The organism is Herminiimonas arsenitoxidans (genome assembly GCF_900130075.1).
In the GTDB taxonomy this organism is placed as follows: Bacteria; Pseudomonadota; Gammaproteobacteria; order Burkholderiales; family Burkholderiaceae_D; genus Oxalicibacterium; species Oxalicibacterium arsenitoxidans.
In genome coordinates this window covers 2,726,579-2,742,184 of sequence record NZ_LT671418.1, presented here as the reverse complement: position 1 = coordinate 2,742,184, position 15,606 = coordinate 2,726,579, and the positions used below count along the sequence as shown (strand labels likewise).

The 15,606-nt window shown below is 52.9% G+C and carries 15 protein-coding genes; 6 read left to right on the top strand and 9 right to left on the bottom strand.

Going from position 1 to position 15,606, the window contains the following annotated elements; translation table 11 throughout:
• The first annotated feature begins 2 nt into the window (after positions 1 to 2).
• Entirely contained in the window at positions 3 to 1,361 is a 1,359-nt protein-coding gene (gene glmU / locus BQ6873_RS12905; RefSeq protein ID WP_076593007.1) for a bifunctional UDP-N-acetylglucosamine diphosphorylase/glucosamine-1-phosphate N-acetyltransferase GlmU, read from the top strand.
• Between the two features lie 103 nt (positions 1,362 to 1,464).
• Here the strand turns inward: glmU and BQ6873_RS12900 are convergent, their stop codons facing one another.
• The gene (locus tag BQ6873_RS12900; protein WP_076593006.1) at positions 1,465 to 2,352 is read right to left on the bottom strand and encodes a LysR family transcriptional regulator; all 888 of its coding nucleotides are present in this window, start codon (positions 2,350 to 2,352) and stop codon (positions 1,465 to 1,467) included.
• 147 nt (positions 2,353 to 2,499) lie between these two features.
• On the opposite strand from BQ6873_RS12900, the gene BQ6873_RS12895 reads away from it, so the two are divergent.
• A complete protein-coding gene (locus tag BQ6873_RS12895) occupies positions 2,500 to 4,056 on the top strand; it encodes an MFS transporter (protein ID WP_076593005.1) in 1,557 nt (518 codons plus the stop codon).
• A 55-nt stretch (positions 4,057 to 4,111) separates the two neighbouring features.
• Here the strand turns inward: BQ6873_RS12895 and BQ6873_RS12890 are convergent, their stop codons facing one another.
• Positions 4,112 to 4,585: an Lrp/AsnC family transcriptional regulator gene (locus BQ6873_RS12890; protein WP_076593004.1), complete on the bottom strand. Its 474-nt coding sequence runs from the start codon at positions 4,583 to 4,585 to the stop codon at positions 4,112 to 4,114.
• A gap of 149 nt (positions 4,586 to 4,734) precedes the next feature.
• Here BQ6873_RS12890 and glmS point away from each other — a divergent pair, with 149 nt between their 5' ends.
• From glmS to BQ6873_RS12875, 3 genes are all read left to right on the top strand, one after another.
• A complete protein-coding gene (glmS, locus tag BQ6873_RS12885) occupies positions 4,735 to 6,552 on the top strand; it encodes a glutamine--fructose-6-phosphate transaminase (isomerizing) (protein WP_076593003.1) in 1,818 nt (605 codons plus the stop codon).
• A gap of 198 nt (positions 6,553 to 6,750) precedes the next feature.
• Positions 6,751 to 7,197 (top strand): Rrf2 family transcriptional regulator, encoded by a 447-nt coding sequence (locus BQ6873_RS12880; RefSeq protein WP_076593002.1) that lies wholly within the window; start codon positions 6,751 to 6,753, stop codon positions 7,195 to 7,197.
• Positions 7,197 to 7,898: a class I SAM-dependent methyltransferase gene (locus BQ6873_RS12875; RefSeq protein WP_076593001.1), complete on the top strand. Its 702-nt coding sequence runs from the start codon at positions 7,197 to 7,199 to the stop codon at positions 7,896 to 7,898. Before BQ6873_RS12880 ends, BQ6873_RS12875 begins: the two co-directional genes overlap by 1 nt.
• 90 nt (positions 7,899 to 7,988) lie before the next feature.
• On the opposite strand, the gene BQ6873_RS12870 is transcribed toward BQ6873_RS12875, so the two are convergent.
• Positions 7,989 to 8,468, bottom strand: coding sequence for a VOC family protein (locus BQ6873_RS12870; protein ID WP_076593000.1), 480 nt, complete (start codon positions 8,466 to 8,468; stop codon positions 7,989 to 7,991).
• 364 nt (positions 8,469 to 8,832) lie between these two features.
• Here BQ6873_RS12870 and BQ6873_RS12865 point away from each other — a divergent pair, with 364 nt between their 5' ends.
• The gene (locus BQ6873_RS12865) at positions 8,833 to 9,327 is read left to right on the top strand and encodes an AAA family ATPase (protein WP_076592999.1); all 495 of its coding nucleotides are present in this window, start codon (positions 8,833 to 8,835) and stop codon (positions 9,325 to 9,327) included.
• A gap of 544 nt (positions 9,328 to 9,871) precedes the next feature.
• On the opposite strand, the gene BQ6873_RS12860 is transcribed toward BQ6873_RS12865, so the two are convergent.
• The 6 genes from BQ6873_RS12860 to BQ6873_RS12835 form a co-directional block, all read right to left on the bottom strand.
• Positions 9,872 to 10,903: an XdhC family protein gene (locus BQ6873_RS12860; RefSeq protein WP_076592998.1), complete on the bottom strand. Its 1,032-nt coding sequence runs from the start codon at positions 10,901 to 10,903 to the stop codon at positions 9,872 to 9,874.
• A gap of 9 nt (positions 10,904 to 10,912) precedes the next feature.
• Complete coding sequence (locus tag BQ6873_RS12855; protein WP_076592997.1) at positions 10,913 to 11,617, bottom strand: ABC transporter ATP-binding protein; 705 nt, start codon at positions 11,615 to 11,617, stop codon at positions 10,913 to 10,915.
• Positions 11,604 to 12,398, bottom strand: a complete 795-nt coding sequence (locus tag BQ6873_RS12850) for an ABC transporter ATP-binding protein (protein WP_076592996.1) — start codon at positions 12,396 to 12,398, stop codon at positions 11,604 to 11,606. Before BQ6873_RS12850 ends, BQ6873_RS12855 begins: the two co-directional genes overlap by 14 nt.
• Complete coding sequence (locus tag BQ6873_RS12845) at positions 12,395 to 13,435, bottom strand: branched-chain amino acid ABC transporter permease (RefSeq protein WP_076592995.1); 1,041 nt, start codon at positions 13,433 to 13,435, stop codon at positions 12,395 to 12,397. The genes BQ6873_RS12850 and BQ6873_RS12845 overlap by 4 nt, the downstream gene beginning before the upstream one ends.
• Before the next feature lie 2 nt (positions 13,436 to 13,437).
• Positions 13,438 to 14,310, bottom strand: coding sequence for a branched-chain amino acid ABC transporter permease (locus BQ6873_RS12840; RefSeq protein WP_076592994.1), 873 nt, complete (start codon positions 14,308 to 14,310; stop codon positions 13,438 to 13,440).
• Positions 14,311 to 14,412: 102 nt separating this feature from the next.
• The gene (locus tag BQ6873_RS12835) at positions 14,413 to 15,570 is read right to left on the bottom strand and encodes an ABC transporter substrate-binding protein (protein WP_076592993.1); all 1,158 of its coding nucleotides are present in this window, start codon (positions 15,568 to 15,570) and stop codon (positions 14,413 to 14,415) included.
• Positions 15,571 to 15,606: the final 36 nt, after the last annotated feature.

Sequence of the window (15,606 nt, the reverse complement as noted above, 5' to 3'; positions counted from 1 at the left end):
CTATGAATATCGTCATTCTTGCTGCAGGTATGGGAAAGCGCATGCAATCCGCGCTGCCGAAAGTATTGCATCCTCTGGCGGGCAAGCCGCTGCTGTCCCACGTGATCGATACCGCGCGGCAATTGTCGCCATCGACACTCTGCGTCATCTATGGTCACGGCGGCGAGCAAGTACCGCAATTGCTGCAAGCCAAGGATCTGTCATTCGCCAAGCAGGAACCGCAACTCGGCACCGGCCATGCTGTCATGCAAGCAGTGCCGCAGTTGGATGATCATACGCCGACGCTGATTTTGTATGGTGATGTGCCTTTAACGACTGCCGCGTCGCTGCAGCGTTTGTTGGACATCGCTGGTAACGATAAGTTGGGCATCTTGACCGTCGATCTCGACAATCCGACCGGATACGGCCGCATCGTGCGAGAAAACGGCGCTATTACGCGCATCGTTGAACAAAAAGATGCCAATGAAGACGAACGCGCAATTCGCGAAGTCAACACCGGCATCATCGTTGCACCAACCGCCTTGCTGAAAAAATGGCTGGCCAAGTTGTCCAACAACAATGCGCAAGGTGAGTATTACCTGACCGATATCGTCGCCAGCGCAGTCGCCGATGGCGTGTCCGTTGTTTCAGCACAACCCGATCACGTGTGGGAAACCCACGGCGTCAATAGCAAGGTGCAACTGGCCGAACTGGAACGCATACACCAAGGCAATATCGCTCACGCTTTGCTGGAGCAAGGCGTGACGCTCGCTGATCCTGCGCGCATAGATGTACGCGGCACCTTGACTTGTGGACGCGATGTGACTATCGACGTCGGCTGCGTATTCGAAGGTGATGTGACGTTAGCCGATGGCGTACGTATAGATGCCAACTGCGTGATTCACAATTCAACTATCGGCGCGCGTGCGCATGTGCGTCCTTATAGCCATTTTGAAAATGCCGTCGTCGGTGCCGACTGCATCATCGGGCCTTATGCGCGTCTGCGCCCAGGCACAGTGCTGGCAGAAGACGTACACATCGGCAACTTCGTCGAAGTGAAAAACAGTGAGATCGCCGCGCATAGCAAGGCCAATCATTTGACTTACGTAGGTGATTCCACCGTAGGCTCGAACGTCAACATAGGCGCAGGTACGATTACCTGCAACTACGATGGCGTGAACAAATCGCGCACCATCATCGAAGACGACGTCTTCATCGGCAGTGCGACGCAATTGATTGCGCCGATACGCGTCGGCAAAGGAGCGACGATAGGTGCTGGCACTACGCTGACCAAAGATGCGCCAGCCGACAAGCTGACCGTTTCACGCGCCAAGCAAATCACGGTTGATGGCTGGCAGCGACCGGTCAAGATCAAAAAATAATTTGCAGGTATTAATATAAAAAATCGGGCCGCGGCCCGATTTTTTATTTAACGCTTGATCTGCACTGCCACATAAGGAAGGATGACTTTTCCCTTCCGACATCTCAACGCATTTTGCGCACAGCGCGTCGTGTCGCGGCAACTGGCTTTGATAATTCCATGATCAGCTGACCAAATTCCATAGCCGCGGGCGTCTTGCCATTGGCACTCCAGATCAATGTGAAATTAGCCTTCGGCAGTGGTGGCAAACCATACTGTCCATCAACTATGCGCATGCCCGGCTCCATGTCTTCTTCGGGCAACACCGTAATCGCCAGACCGGACAGAATCGCAGCGCTGATTCCCTGCTGGCTAGGTGACGTGAATACAACATGCCAATCCATATTGGTGTCGTTCAGCGCATTGACGCCTATGCTGCGGTTGATGCACGGCGGTGGAAAAAAGGCCAAGGGCAATGACGTCGCACCGGATGCCACTTCAAATGATTCCGACGCTACCCACACCAATTGGGTTTGACGCATCACCGTCCCTTCCTTGCTGTCGCCCGGCGTCATGATGACGGCCAGATCCAGTTCGCCATCATTGATCAGCGAACGCAAATCCAGTTGCATATTGACTCTCACGTCCATCCGTACCGCGGGGTAAGCGTGTGCGAACTGGCACAGCAATGTCGGCAAGCGGTCGCCAACAAAAGTTTCCGGCGCACCGAAGCGCACTTCTCCCGATATCGGTGAAGGTTGGAAACGACGGCTCAATGCATCCATCGCGCCCAGTATCTGTTCGGCGTGACGCACCAGATCTTCGCCATCTTCGGTCAAGGTCAGGCTACGCGTCGTACGGCGCAATAAAGGTTGGCCGAGTTGTTCTTCCAGACGGCGTATCTGGTGACTGATCGCCGACTGGGTCAGATGCAAACGCTCGGCTGCACGCGTAAAGCTGCCGGTTTCTTTCACTGCGACGAAGGCGCGCAAGAGGTTGGGATCAAAGTCCATGGCGATTAATGATAGTTATTAATAAATTCCACAAATTTAAATCATTTGCGTCACTAATGAGCTTAACCGAAAATCGCATCCTCCACTGAAACAACGTACAAATGCGTTGCCTCAGCCCGAAACACCTTATTGATGTGAAAGCCCAAGATGTCTCTCTTCCACTCCAGAAAAGATGCCTACGCACTGGCCTCGGTTTGCCTAGCCGCCTTGATGTTCGCCCTGGAAATCTCCAGCGTGCCGGTCATTCTGTCTACGCTGGAAAAAGTCCTGCATGGCGATTTGAAAGACATGCAATGGATCATGAATGCCTACACCATCGCCTGCACCACCGTGCTGATGGCAGCGGGAACGCTGGCCGATCGTTACGGCCGCAAGCGTATGTTCATCATTTGCCTGCTGTTCTTCGGCATCACTTCACTGATTTGCGGTCTGGCGACATCGATGCCGACGCTGATCGCCGCCCGTTTCCTGCAAGGCATGAGCGGCGGTGCCATGACTATCTGTCTGATGGCGATACTGTCGCATCAGTTTCAGGATCGCGCCATGCGCAGCCGAGCCTTCGGCGCATTCGGCATTATGCTAGGAGTTGGACTGGGCTTTGGTCCCTTGATCGGCGGCGCGATTGTGGCACTGCTGAACTGGCAATGGGTATTCCTCGTGCATGTTCCGCTGACGGCACTGACCGTGCTCCTGGCCTACCAAGGAGTCAAAGAATCACGTGATCCGCACGCGAAAAAACTCGATCTGCTGGGCATTATTACGCTGTCGCTCTCCGTGTTCGGACTCACCTATTTCATCACGCAAGGTGCAGACCTCGGCTTCAGCAGTCTGCCCGCATTGATCATCATTGCGGTAACCGTGTGCAGCTTCGCCGCCTTCATCATCGTGGAGAAAAGCCGTGCGCATCCGATGTTCGATTTCTCTGTTTTCAAGAGCCGCAACTTCTCGGGCGCGATCATGGGTTCCATCGGCATGAACTTCAGCTTCTGGCCTTTCATCATTTATCTGCCGCTGTATTTTCAAAGCGCACTCGGCTATGACGCCATCCATGCCGGACTAGCCTTGCTGGCTTACACGCTGCCGACACTGATCGTGCCGCCGTTTGCCGAACGTCTGTCGCTGCGCTACCAGCCGCGTCTGGTGATTCCTGCTGGCTTGTTCACTATTGGACTCGGCTTCATGCTGATGCGTTATGCCAGCGGCCTGTCAGACGCAAGCTGGCTGACCATGCTGCCGGGTTCCTTGCTGGCAGGTATAGGACTGGGATTGACGAATACGCCGGTGACCAACACGGCGACCGCTTCTGTCTCCAGCAGCCGCGCTGGCATGGCGTCGGGTATCGATATGAGTGCGCGTCTGATCACACTGGCGATCAATATTGCGCTGATGGGTTTCATACTGCTGGAGGGCGTGCTGGCCTCCTTGAAGAATAGCGTGGCCGGCATTGTGTCCGACACGCAATTGCGCCTCGCCGCCGAAATGGTCGCGGCCGGCAATCTGAGCGGACTCTCACAACGTATTCCGGAGATCGTGCGGCTGGATGATGCGGAAGCGCTACTGCATGCAGCATTGACGCATGGATTCGGCACGGTGATGCTGTATGGCGGCATCGGCGTGTGGATATTGGCGGCGCTTAGTTATACGATCTTCGGCCCGAGGGCGGCACATCAAGCTGCGCCTGCGGAAGTTGGCGAGCCACTTTGAAAGTGTGTAGCAACCCTGCCTATCAGTTGGTCTTAGCTAGACACTGATAGGCAACTCAGACATCGATGCGCGTTTCGAACTTGCTGCGATTAATCGAAAAGAAGCTGCGCACATTGCGTACGTTTGCATGTGCCGCAAACAGGCGATGCGCCAATGCATTGTAGGCAGGCATATCTGCCACCTGCACCACCAACACAAAATCCGGCCCTGGCGAGACGCGATAGCATTGCAACACCGCGCTCTCTTTCGCGACCAATTCCTCAAACTCAAGCTGTCGCTCAGCGGCTTGATTATCCAGCGTGATCTCGACTATCGAGGTCAAACGGGCACCCACCATATCCGGCGCGACGATGGCGACCTGCCGCTCGATCACTCCCGCATCGACCAAACGCTTCACGCGGCGCAGGCAAGTCGGCGGCGAAGCATGCACGGCAGCTGCCAGATCGTTGTTGGTTTGCGACGCATCAGTCTGCAATGCATTCAGAATGCGGCGGTCCAATTCATCCAACGCGATAACTTCTTTGTTCATTTATTAAAAATAAGTAGATTATTTGAATTTATATTTCACCATCAAGTAACAGTGAAATAATAAACCACTTATAACTAAATTTAGGAATCTTATTTCATATCTGTTCCACTAGTATTGTCCAATTCATTCCAAATACAACGAGGTAAGCCATGTGCGGTATTGTCGGTGCAGTCGCTCAACGTAACATCACCCCTATTCTGGTCGAAGGGCTCAAGCGTCTTGAATATCGCGGTTACGACTCCTGCGGCGTGGCCTTGCATGTGGATGGCAAATTGCAGCGCGCACGCAGCACCTCGCGCGTGGCCGAGCTTGAAAAACAAATCGAGAACACGCACCTCGCCGGCTTTACCGGCATTGCACACACACGTTGGGCGACGCACGGCGCGCCGGCATCGCACAATGCACATCCGCATTTTTCTCGCGATCGCATTGCACTCGTCCATAACGGCATCATCGAGAACCACGATGAACTGCGCGAAGAACTAGAAGCACTCGGCTATGTGTTCGAAAGCCAAACCGATACCGAAGTCATCGCGCATCTGGTCGATCACCTCTATACAGGCGATCTGTTCGAAACCGTGCAACTGGCAACCAAGCGTTTAACCGGCGCTTTCGCGATTGCAGTCTTCAGCCGTGACGAACCACATCGCGTCGTCGGCGCACGTCGTGGCTCGCCGCTGATCGTCGGCGTCGGCAATGGCGAGAACTTCCTCGCCTCCGATGCATTGGCATTGGCCGGCACCACCGATCAAATCATTTATCTGGAAGAAGGCGACGTCGTCGATCTGCAATTGCAACGCGTGTGGATCGTCGATGCAAACGGCAAGCAAGTCGAGCGCGAAGTCAAAACCGTACACGCCCACACCGGCGCAGTCGAGCTTGGCCCGTATCGTCATTACATGCAGAAAGAAATCTTCGAACAACCGCGCGCCATCGCCGACACGCTCGAAGGTATCAGCAGCATCACGCCGGATATTTTCGGCGACAAGGCATTCAGTATTTTCAAGAAGATCGATTCGGTATTAATCCTCGCTTGCGGCACCAGCTACTACTCCGGCATGACCGCCAAGTACTGGATAGAAGCCATCGCCGGCGTACCCTGCAATGTAGAAATCGCCAGCGAATACCGTTATCGCGATAGCGTGCCTAACCCGAATTCTCTGGTCGTCACCATTTCGCAAAGTGGCGAAACTGCAGATACCTTGGCCGCACTGCGCCATGCGCAATTGCAAGGCATGCTGCACACGCTAACCATCTGCAACGCAGCGACCAGCGCGATGGTGCGCGAATGCGAACTCGCCTACATCACACGTGCAGGCGTTGAAGTCGGCGTCGCCTCGACCAAGGCCTTCACCACACAACTCGCCGCCCTCTTCTTGTTGATGCTCACGCTGGCACAAGTCAAAGGCCGCTTGAGTGAAGAAAAAGAAGCCGCCTTCCTGAAAGAAATGCGCCATCTGCCAGTCGCGATCAGCTCCGTGCTGGCGCTGGAACCACAAATCATCGCGTGGGCAGAAGCCTTCGCGCGCAAAGAAAACGCCCTCTTCCTCGGTCGCGGTATCCACTACCCGATCGCACTCGAAGGCGCGCTCAAGCTCAAGGAAATTTCCTACATCCACGCTGAAGCGTATCCGGCCGGTGAACTGAAGCACGGTCCGCTCGCACTTGTCACCGAAGAGATGCCAGTCGTCACCGTCGCGCCTAACGACTCGATGATCGAGAAACTGAAATCGAATATGCAGGAAGTACGTGCACGTGGCGGCGAACTCTACGTCTTCGCCGATGGCGATTCGCGCATCACCTCCGGCCCAGGCTTGAACGTGATCCGTCTGCCGGAACATTACGGTTTGCTGTCGCCGATTTTGCATGTGGTGCCGTTGCAGTTGCTGGCGTATCACACGGCATTGGCACGTGGCACTGACGTTGATAAGCCGAGAAACTTGGCAAAATCTGTGACGGTTGAATAAACCGGCACACGTGCACACAAGCAGTGTTCACGACAATTAAAGTTTGAAATAAAGAGGCTGGAACAATCATTGTTCCAGCCTCTTTGTATTTGTTGCTACCTTAGTCGAGACATTCATCGACCCATAGAGAATATTCGCAAATCACTTCCAATTAGAAGCAATTGACACGCTTCCTCATCATGTAATATATTAAGTTACATGAGACAAGATAGCCGATTATCAGGAGTACTTCACATTCTTCTGCACATTGCAGAGCATCAAACCCCTATGACGTCAGAGCTGCTTGCAAAGGCCATGGATACTAATCCAGTCGTCGTTCGGAGAATCATGGCTGGCCTGAGGGAACAAGGATATGTGCAATCAGAAAAAGGACATGGTGGAGGCTGGACGCTCGCCTGTGACTTATCAAAAGTTACATTACGCGACATCTATATAGCGCTTGGAAGCCCTTCCTTGCTCGCTATCGGGAGCAGAAACGAGGCACCGGATTGCCTGGTAGAACAAGCGGTTAACGCCGCACTCAATAAAACATTTGACGAAGCAGAAGCACTACTCATCTCTCGATTAGGAGAAGTGACATTGGCAATGTTGAGCGCTGATTTTCACAAGCGATTTAAGAGAGCAAAAAAACAAACGGGCGAATAATGAACAACGAAGAACTTCAAGCAGTATTCAATCAGCAAGCCGCATCGTACGACAGTCAATGGGCAAAATTGGCCTCTTTGCGGGATGCGTTGAACCTGCTCATCGGCGCAGTTCTTTCCAATTTACCCACTGATGCAAGAATCCTCAGTATCGGCACTGGAACCGGTACTGAAATACTCAGTCTCGCCGAGAAATTTCCAGAATGGCATTTCACGGCTGTTGAGCCGTCGGGATCTATGCTTGATGTTTTTCGTCGAAAAGCCGAAGAACAAGGCATTGCTTCACGTTGTACCTTTCACGAAGGTTATTTGAATTCACTTCCTGAGAGTGAAGCATTCCATGCCGCGACATCGCTCCTAGTTTCTCAGTTCATCCTTGAACAAGATGACCGAATTGAATTTTTTCAAAGTATCAAACAGAGACTTCGCCCAGACGGATATCTAATCAATTCGGATCTCTCTTCCGACATAGATTCATACAACTATCAGAATCTATTGGAAATATGGATGCGAATGATGAGTGGTGCCGACATTGGGCATGAAAAGCGCGAGCAGATGCGTGCTGCGTACGCGCGAGACGTTGCAATCCTGCCGCAAGAGAAGGTCGGGGGAATAATTGCTGCTGGCGGATTTGAACAACCGACGCTTTTTTATCAGTGTGGACTCATTCATGCCTGGGTTACAAAAGCTAAAGCTGATTGAAACGCATCAATGTCCGCTTTGAGTCGAAAGCGGACATTTTTTCAAAACTAGAGAACGATTCAAAACAGTCTGAAGAAATTATCAGGAGTATCAGCCGCGCCGAGCTGCTTCAATTGCAGCGATGTCTATCTTAGTCATCTCCATCATGGCTTCGAATGCGCGCTTGGCTGCAGCTGGATCAGGATCGGTGATCGCGGCTGTCAGGACGCGTGGCGTGATTTGCCATGACAATCCCCATTTATCCTTGCACCAGCCGCATGCACTTTCCTGACCGTCGTTGCTAACTATCGCATTCCACAGGCGATCCGTTTCAGCTTGGTTATCTGTCGCTATCTGAAACGAGAAAGCCTCGTTGTGTTTGAACATCGGCCCTCCGTTCAAGCCGAGACAAGGAATACCCGCCACCGTAAACTCGACCGTCAACACATCGCCTTCCTTGCCTGAAGGATAGTCGCCGGGCGCGCGATGGACAGCGTCTACTGTGCTGTCAGGGAATGTTTCGGCGTAGAACTTTGCGGCTTCCAACGCAGTGCCGTCGTACCAGAGACAAATCGTGTTTTTGCTCATCATCTTGATTCTCCTGAGTTGAGACAGGCAACAGAATTGCCATTCATCAATCAAGCTTTAGGCTGAGATGCGTTACCAGATAGGCTTCGATTAGATTGTGTGAAATGAGTACCGAAAAAAATCATAGTGTTCGCTGATTCTATGACAGCCGCTGATAAATGGAAGATGCTGATTGCCGGAATTATGTAACTATGGGATATTGAACGCCATGAAATATTTCCACCCACAAACTTCAGCGATTATTTGCACCATTCCAAAAATGGTGGGATAGCGTTTGTGTTGAAGTAGCTAAAGAACCCGCCCCAAGAGGCGGTTTTTTTTCGACTGCTTTTTGAGGAATTTACCCAAGTAGTCATCGGAGATATCCATGGAAACAAGCACGCAAGAACCACCTACACTGCATCTGGTATGCGGAAAGATTGCCTCTGGAAAATCGACATTAACCCAGCGACTCGCGGCAGAACCGAAAACTGTCTTGATCAGCGAGGATGCATGGTTGGGCCAGCTTTTCCCGGATGAAATAAACACGCTGCAGGACTATGTGCGATACACGAGCAGGCTGCGTAGCGTCATGGGTGTGCATGTCGAACACTTGCTGCGCGCTGGGATCTCGGTCGTACTGGATTTTCCTGCGAATACAATAGATAGCCGTCTATGGATGCGTAGTATTTTCGAGCATGCTGGTTCAGCCCATAGCCTGCACTATCTGGATGTCTCTGATGAAGTATGCAAGGCGAGACTGCAACGGAGAAATAATGATGGCTCGCATCAATTCACGACTAGTGAAGCAGAGTTCGATGCGATCACTCGCTATTTTGTAGCGCCTTCTTCTGCGGAAGGCTTTAACGTCGTTAAGGAATAAATGCGGCCCCGATGAATAGCTGCTTGAAGTAGAAAACCATCAGCCCGTTAACGGCCAGAAGCAGTCTTTAAATATTTTGAAGCTTGATTTGATATGACTATTGATGATTTTTCCCTCACTTTTTGCTGGATATGCATGGCGCTATTTGGAGCGTCGATTATTGCAAGGCAACTAATTCGAGAAAAACTGTTTCATCTGGTTTTGGCAAGACGTAGTTTTACACTTGATCGTTCATGGTATGCAATCACACAGCATGGGATTGGAACGTCACTTCGGACGAAGTATGTATGGGGGGGAAACTTCACGTGAGATGTTAAAAGACATTGAATTAAGGAACCTCATCATTCTTGCCAGAGTAGCATCTGTCGGTCTGTATTTAGGCTGTGCTGGCGTATGCCTCACATTCATTTGGTGGGCTTTGGGTTAATAGAAAGAAGCCCTGATTATGTCCGCAATCAGCTAACTGCAAGCATTCAAGAGAACTTGCAGCTATAAAGACCATTCATCTCGACGTTTCAAAAATCTACACTTCTTTAAGACAAAGTCATGCCGCGACCGGCGACATATCAACGTCCTGCTTCTGCTTGTTGCTCGCCACGTCGAGATCCGAGCGCTGCACACCGTTCTTGGCCGCGACGACCTCTGCCATGATGCTGATGGCGATTTCGGATGGTGTCTTGCTGCCGATGTAAATACCAACCGGGCCGTGCAACCTTGCCAGGCGTTCATCACTTAGTTCGAAATGCTCGGCAAGTCGCATTCTGCGTGCGGTATTGTTGCGTCGACTACCGATGGCACCCACATAAAATGCGGAACTCGCCAATGCTTCGATCAGCGCCATATCATCAAGCTTGGGGTCATGGGTCAACGCGACGACACAACTACGTTGATCCAGTTTCATCGCGATCACGGCATCATCCGGCATGCCTTCGATGAAACGAACATTCGGTACTGCCCAGCCACGCCGATATTCTTCACGCGGGTCACAGACTGTCACGGCGAAACCGCTGAACACGGCCATCGTCGCCAGATATTCAGTGAGTTGTCCCGCGCCTATCAACAACATCCGATAGCCTGGCCCGAAGACAGCTTTTACTTCATGTTTGGTGACGGTCAATGCAGATGGGCGCTCTGCCGGAATCAATGTGACGCGTCCACTGGCAAGATCAATGCTGCGTTGTACCAGCGCGCCGTCCTCCAGTTGCTGGACTAGTTGATCGAGCACAGCCGCATCTGCATTGAACTCCAGCAGCAGTTCCAGCGTACCGCCACAAGGAAGTCCAAATCGATGCGCTTCATCAGCGGATAAACCGTAACAATCCCATTGCGGACGACGCGCTGTTCCTTCCTCAGTGACAAACTTCTCCCAAGTTGCGAAGCGCGCAATCAAGTCATCCTCGATACAACCACCAGAAACCGACCCAACCACACTGCCCGTTTCGCACAAGGCCATCAGCGAACCCACCGGTCGCGGTGACGCGCCCCAGGTTCGCGTTACGGTGGCGAGTACGGCGTTCTTTCCTTGCAGACGCCAGTCACGCAAGGTACGCAGCACGATCAGGTCGAGGTTTTCCATCAGAACTCCTTATCCGCCCAGATAGGCGCGACGAATTTCCGGATTGGCACGCATTTCTGCGGAAGTACCGTGTGTCACGATATGACCGTTTTCCAGCAGATAGCCACGGTCAGACATGGCGAGCGCGGCATAAGCATTCTGCTCCACGATCAGCACCGTCGTTCCTTCGCTGCGTATCTCTTTAATCAGGTTGAAGATTTGCTCGACGATATTCGGTGCCAGTCCCAGTGATGGTTCGTCAAACATCACCAGTCTTGGACGTGACATCAATGCGCGGGCAATCGCCAGCATCTGCTGCTCGCCGCCGGACAGCGTGCCTGCAACCTGCTGTACGCGTTCACGCAAGCGTGGGAACTTGTCGAACATGCGCTCCATATCGTCGCGCACGCTCGTCTTATCCTTGCGTCGATACGCGCCCATCTCCATGTTTTCACGCACCGTCAGTTGCGGGAAAACACGTCGTCCTTCTGGGCAATGTGAAATGCCATGATCGATGATCTGTGCCGGCGAAGCGCCTGATACCAAGTGACCATTCATGCGGATACTGCCATGTGCCAGCGGCTCCAGTCCGTTGATGGCACGCAGCGTAGTTGACTTGCCTGCGCCGTTGGCACCGATCAGGGTGACGATTTCGCCTTCATTTACTTCCAGCGAAATCTTGTTAACACCAGTGGTGGCTCCGTAGCGTACGGTGATTTCTTCAAGCTTCAGCATGTTCAATCCCCGATCCAAGATAAGCGCGAATGACTTCAGGGTCATTCTGAATTTCCGATGGCGAACCAGTGGCGATCAAACGCCCATAGTTCAACACCACGATGTGATCTGAAATCGACATCACCATGTGCATGTCATGTTCAACCAGCAGCACGGTGACACCGCTCTGGCCTATGCGTCTGACCATGTCCTTGAAGGCTTCTGTCTCTGAAGGATTCAAACCTGCAGCCGGTTCATCCAGCAATAACACCTTGGGCTTGGCGGCAAGCGCGAGGCCTACGCCCAGTAACCGCTGTTCACCGTAGGACAGATTGGATGCCAGGGTATTGGCTCTCGCGCCCAATCCAAGAAAGGCCAGCAAGTCATTTGCCTGCGACTTCAAATCAGCTTCTTCACGACGGAATTTCTGCGTCCGCAACAAGGCGTGCAGTACGCCGCACTCCCCTTTCAAATGCAAGGCCGTGAGTATATTTTCCGCTACCGTACAAGCCGAGAAGATGCTGGTGCGCTGAAAGCTGCGTACCAAACCTAGCTGCGAAATTTGTTCCGGTGCCAGGCCGGTAATGTCATGACCGAACAATTTGACCCGACCAGAAGTCGGTTTCATATAGCCGGAAATCACGTTATAGGTCGTCGTTTTGCCGGCACCATTAGGGCCGATCAGACTGACGATCTTGCCGGCCGGTACGGAGAAGCTGGCGTTATCCACCGCAGTCAGGCCGGCGATACGCATGGTCACGCCTTCGAGTTCCAGCGCGGGAGTTGTATTCATTTGGCTCATGCTGTTTTCCTCCGCACAACAGGTGCCTGCTCTTTCAAGGCTTTTGAAGAATAACGACGCAGCAGATTACCGGCCGATGGCACCACACCTTTAGGCATGTAGACCAGTACGGCGATCATCAGCACACCGTAAATCATCCACTGAATTTCAGGCGAGACCACGCCGCGCAATACCTCGGGCAGCAGACCGAACAACAAGCCACCAACCACCGGGCCTGCCAGCGTGCCCTTGCCACCGACGATGACCATGATGACCATCATGATGGTGAACATAAACATGAAGACATCCGGATCAATAATCCGAACCGTATGCGCATACAGTCCACCTGCTGCACCAGCAATACCAGCGGCAAAAATGGTGGCGATGCCGAGATAGTGGGTCACGCGTATGCCGACAGAACGCGCCAGCACTTCGTTTTCACGCAAGGCGATCATGGCGCGACCGACGCGGCTGTGAACCATGGCAGCGACCAGCAGATAGGACAGTACGCCTATGCCCAACACCAACCAGTAAGTCGACGCCTTGCTGACCAGATCGATCACGCCTTCGCCCGGCACCCACATCGTCAGCGCTGGAATGCTGTTCAATGCCATCGGACCTTCTGTCAGATCAACCCAGTTCAGCGCAACCATGCGTGTGACTTGGGCAAAGCTGATCGTGACAATCACGAAGTAGGCACCACGCACACGGAAGGCCAGTTTGCCGAGCAGCCAACCGCAGATGGCAGCAACTCCGATGCCGCAGATGAAGGAGAGCCAGACCGGTTTGGGATCAACTACCAGCGGCGTAGTCATACCCCACAAGGTGACATCAAAGCCCAGCGACATGAGTGAAGTCGTGTACGCCCCCAGGCCGAAGAAGGCCACATGTCCGAGACTCAGTTGCCCGGTAAAACCCAGCAACAGATTCAGACTAATGGCGGCGATGATGAAGATACCTGCCGAGGCTACGACCGACAGCAGATATGGATCAGGCCAGACCAATGGCAGAAGAGCCAGTGCCAACACAGAGACAAGAAAAGTGATTTTCTTTTTCATGATCAACCTACCCTTTCCCGGACGGTAAACAAGCCTTGTGGGCGGAAAATCATGACCCCAAGAATGACAAGAAAGCCCAGTGCATCGCGATAGGCAGTGGAGATATAACCGGCACCAAACTCTTCAACGATAGCCAGCACGAATCCGCCCAAAGCTGCGCCAGGCAGATTACCTAGCCCGCCGAGAATAACGATGGCAAATGCTTTCAAACTCGCGAGATCGCCCATGGTCGGCGTCACAACGAATACCGGAGCCAGCAAGGCACCCGCTACCGAAGCGAGACAGGAACCCAGCGCAAAGGTCAGCGTGTACATGTGCGACACATTCACGCCGACGATCTTGGCTGCATCCTTGTCCTGGAAGGTGGCCCGCATCGCCAAACCAAGACGCGAACGCTCGATCAACAGATAGAAAATCACCAGCAAAGCTACGGCTGTCGCCAATACGAACAGACGTATCGGGGAAACAGAAATCGCGCCCCACACGATAGGTTCCTGGCTGAATGGTGAAGGCACAGATTTAGCGACGCCGCCCCACATCAGCAATTCCGCGTTCTGCATGATGATCATCACACCGATCATGATCAGCATGACTTCATCGATCGCCTTCAGATCACGACGACGCAAAAGGAAGTATTCAATCGCCGAACCTAACAGGAAGCCGACGATGGCAGCGACTATCAGCGAGCCGAAAAAATTCATGCCGAACATGGCAACCACGCCATAAGCGACATACGCACCGAGTGCATACAATTCGCCATGCGCAAAGTTCACTACCCGCATGATCCCGAAGATCAGTGTCAGGCCGATCCCGAGCAAGGCGTACGTCGAGCCCAGCACGAGAGCGTTGAGCGTATGCTGTAATAATTGGTCCACAGGATTCCTCCGGCAAGCGGTGCGATCAAGCAAGTGTCACGCACTACCCACGTGTAGGTGAGAGAGAGCGAAGTCGCAACACGCAACCCCGCACGCTATGCATTACTTGACCGTGACTTGGCCGTCTTTCAGTTCGACGACGTAGACATTCGGTGCAGCTTGACCACTCTCCTTGCCAGCAGGACCTTCCTTGCTGAAGGCGACATCGCCGTTAGCGCCTTGGACTTGTACCTTCCACAGCGCATCACGGATGGCTGCAGGTTCTGCCTTGCCGGCAATCTTGATCGCTTCAGCAATTGTCAGAATCGCGTCAAAGCCACGGAAGCCTTCGGTCTGACCAGCGAATTCCAAGCCACGTGTTTTCCAGCCATCCATAAATGCCTTGGCAATGGCAGGATGCTTGGCACGCTCAGGTGCCCACGGTGCGAAGAACAACAGATGCTGACTGACATAACCTTTAGGGCCAGGTGTCTTCAACAGTGGCTCTGGAAACGAGCCACCGGTTGTAATGATGCGTTGTGGCAGACGTTGTTCGCCGGCTTGACGAATCGCCAGTGTCAATTGTTCGATACCTGAGGTCACGATCACGGTGTCGGAACCGCTACCCTTCAACGAAGCCAGCTGCGCGGAAAGATCGGTCATGTCTGGTGTCATGGTTTCGGTACGACCGATGGCGATGCCTTTGGCTTCCAGCATTTTCTTGAACTCGGCTGCAGCGCCCAGGCCCCAGTCATTGTTCACTGCCAGGAAATCGACTTTCTTGATCGCTGGGCTGTAACCGTCGATCAACTTGGCAAATGCCTGTGCTTCCATCGCAGAGGTTGGGCTGGTGCGGAACACCCATGGATTACCTGCGGTCGTGATCTTGCTCGACGATGCTGTTTCCACTACCAGCGGCACACCATATTCAGTCAGTTTAGGCATGATCGCGAGCGTGAAGGTGGAACTCCATGCACCCATCAGGACAGGAACCTTATCTTTCAAAATCAATTTCTCTACCGAGTTGACGGCTTCACGCGGATTCGACTTGTTGTCTTCAATGACAAGCTGAATCTTCTTACCCAGCACACCGCCATTCTTGTTGATGTAATCGGCGGCAATACGTGCGCCGTTGGTGACATAGGTACCGGACGCTGCAACAGGTCCCGTCAATGGTTCGGTCACGCCGATTTTGATGGTCTCTTGCGCATAAGCGGAAGTCGCTGCAAACATGGCGAAGCCGATAGAGGCCGCCAGGGATTTTGAAATTTGCCAATTCATGATGAGTATCCTTGTGTCCGAAGTGAGGGAGTAAAT

Coding starts and splice junctions, on each gene's coding strand:
- glmU (WP_076593007.1), top strand. CDS start 3: ATGAATATCGTCATTCTTGCTGCAGGTATGGGAAAGCGCATGCAATCC.
- BQ6873_RS12900 (WP_076593006.1), bottom strand. CDS start 2,352: ATGGACTTTGATCCCAACCTCTTGCGCGCCTTCGTCGCAGTGAAAGAA.
- BQ6873_RS12895 (WP_076593005.1), top strand. CDS start 2,500: ATGTCTCTCTTCCACTCCAGAAAAGATGCCTACGCACTGGCCTCGGTT.
- BQ6873_RS12890 (WP_076593004.1), bottom strand. CDS start 4,585: ATGAACAAAGAAGTTATCGCGTTGGATGAATTGGACCGCCGCATTCTG.
- glmS (WP_076593003.1), top strand. CDS start 4,735: ATGTGCGGTATTGTCGGTGCAGTCGCTCAACGTAACATCACCCCTATT.
- BQ6873_RS12880 (WP_076593002.1), top strand. CDS start 6,751: ATGAGACAAGATAGCCGATTATCAGGAGTACTTCACATTCTTCTGCAC.
- BQ6873_RS12875 (WP_076593001.1), top strand. CDS start 7,197: ATGAACAACGAAGAACTTCAAGCAGTATTCAATCAGCAAGCCGCATCG.
- BQ6873_RS12870 (WP_076593000.1), bottom strand. CDS start 8,468: ATGATGAGCAAAAACACGATTTGTCTCTGGTACGACGGCACTGCGTTG.
- BQ6873_RS12865 (WP_076592999.1), top strand. CDS start 8,833: ATGGAAACAAGCACGCAAGAACCACCTACACTGCATCTGGTATGCGGA.
- BQ6873_RS12860 (WP_076592998.1), bottom strand. CDS start 10,903: ATGGAAAACCTCGACCTGATCGTGCTGCGTACCTTGCGTGACTGGCGT.
- BQ6873_RS12855 (WP_076592997.1), bottom strand. CDS start 11,617: ATGCTGAAGCTTGAAGAAATCACCGTACGCTACGGAGCCACCACTGGT.
- BQ6873_RS12850 (WP_076592996.1), bottom strand. CDS start 12,398: ATGAGCCAAATGAATACAACTCCCGCGCTGGAACTCGAAGGCGTGACC.
- BQ6873_RS12845 (WP_076592995.1), bottom strand. CDS start 13,435: ATGAAAAAGAAAATCACTTTTCTTGTCTCTGTGTTGGCACTGGCTCTT.
- BQ6873_RS12835 (WP_076592993.1), bottom strand. CDS start 15,570: ATGAATTGGCAAATTTCAAAATCCCTGGCGGCCTCTATCGGCTTCGCC.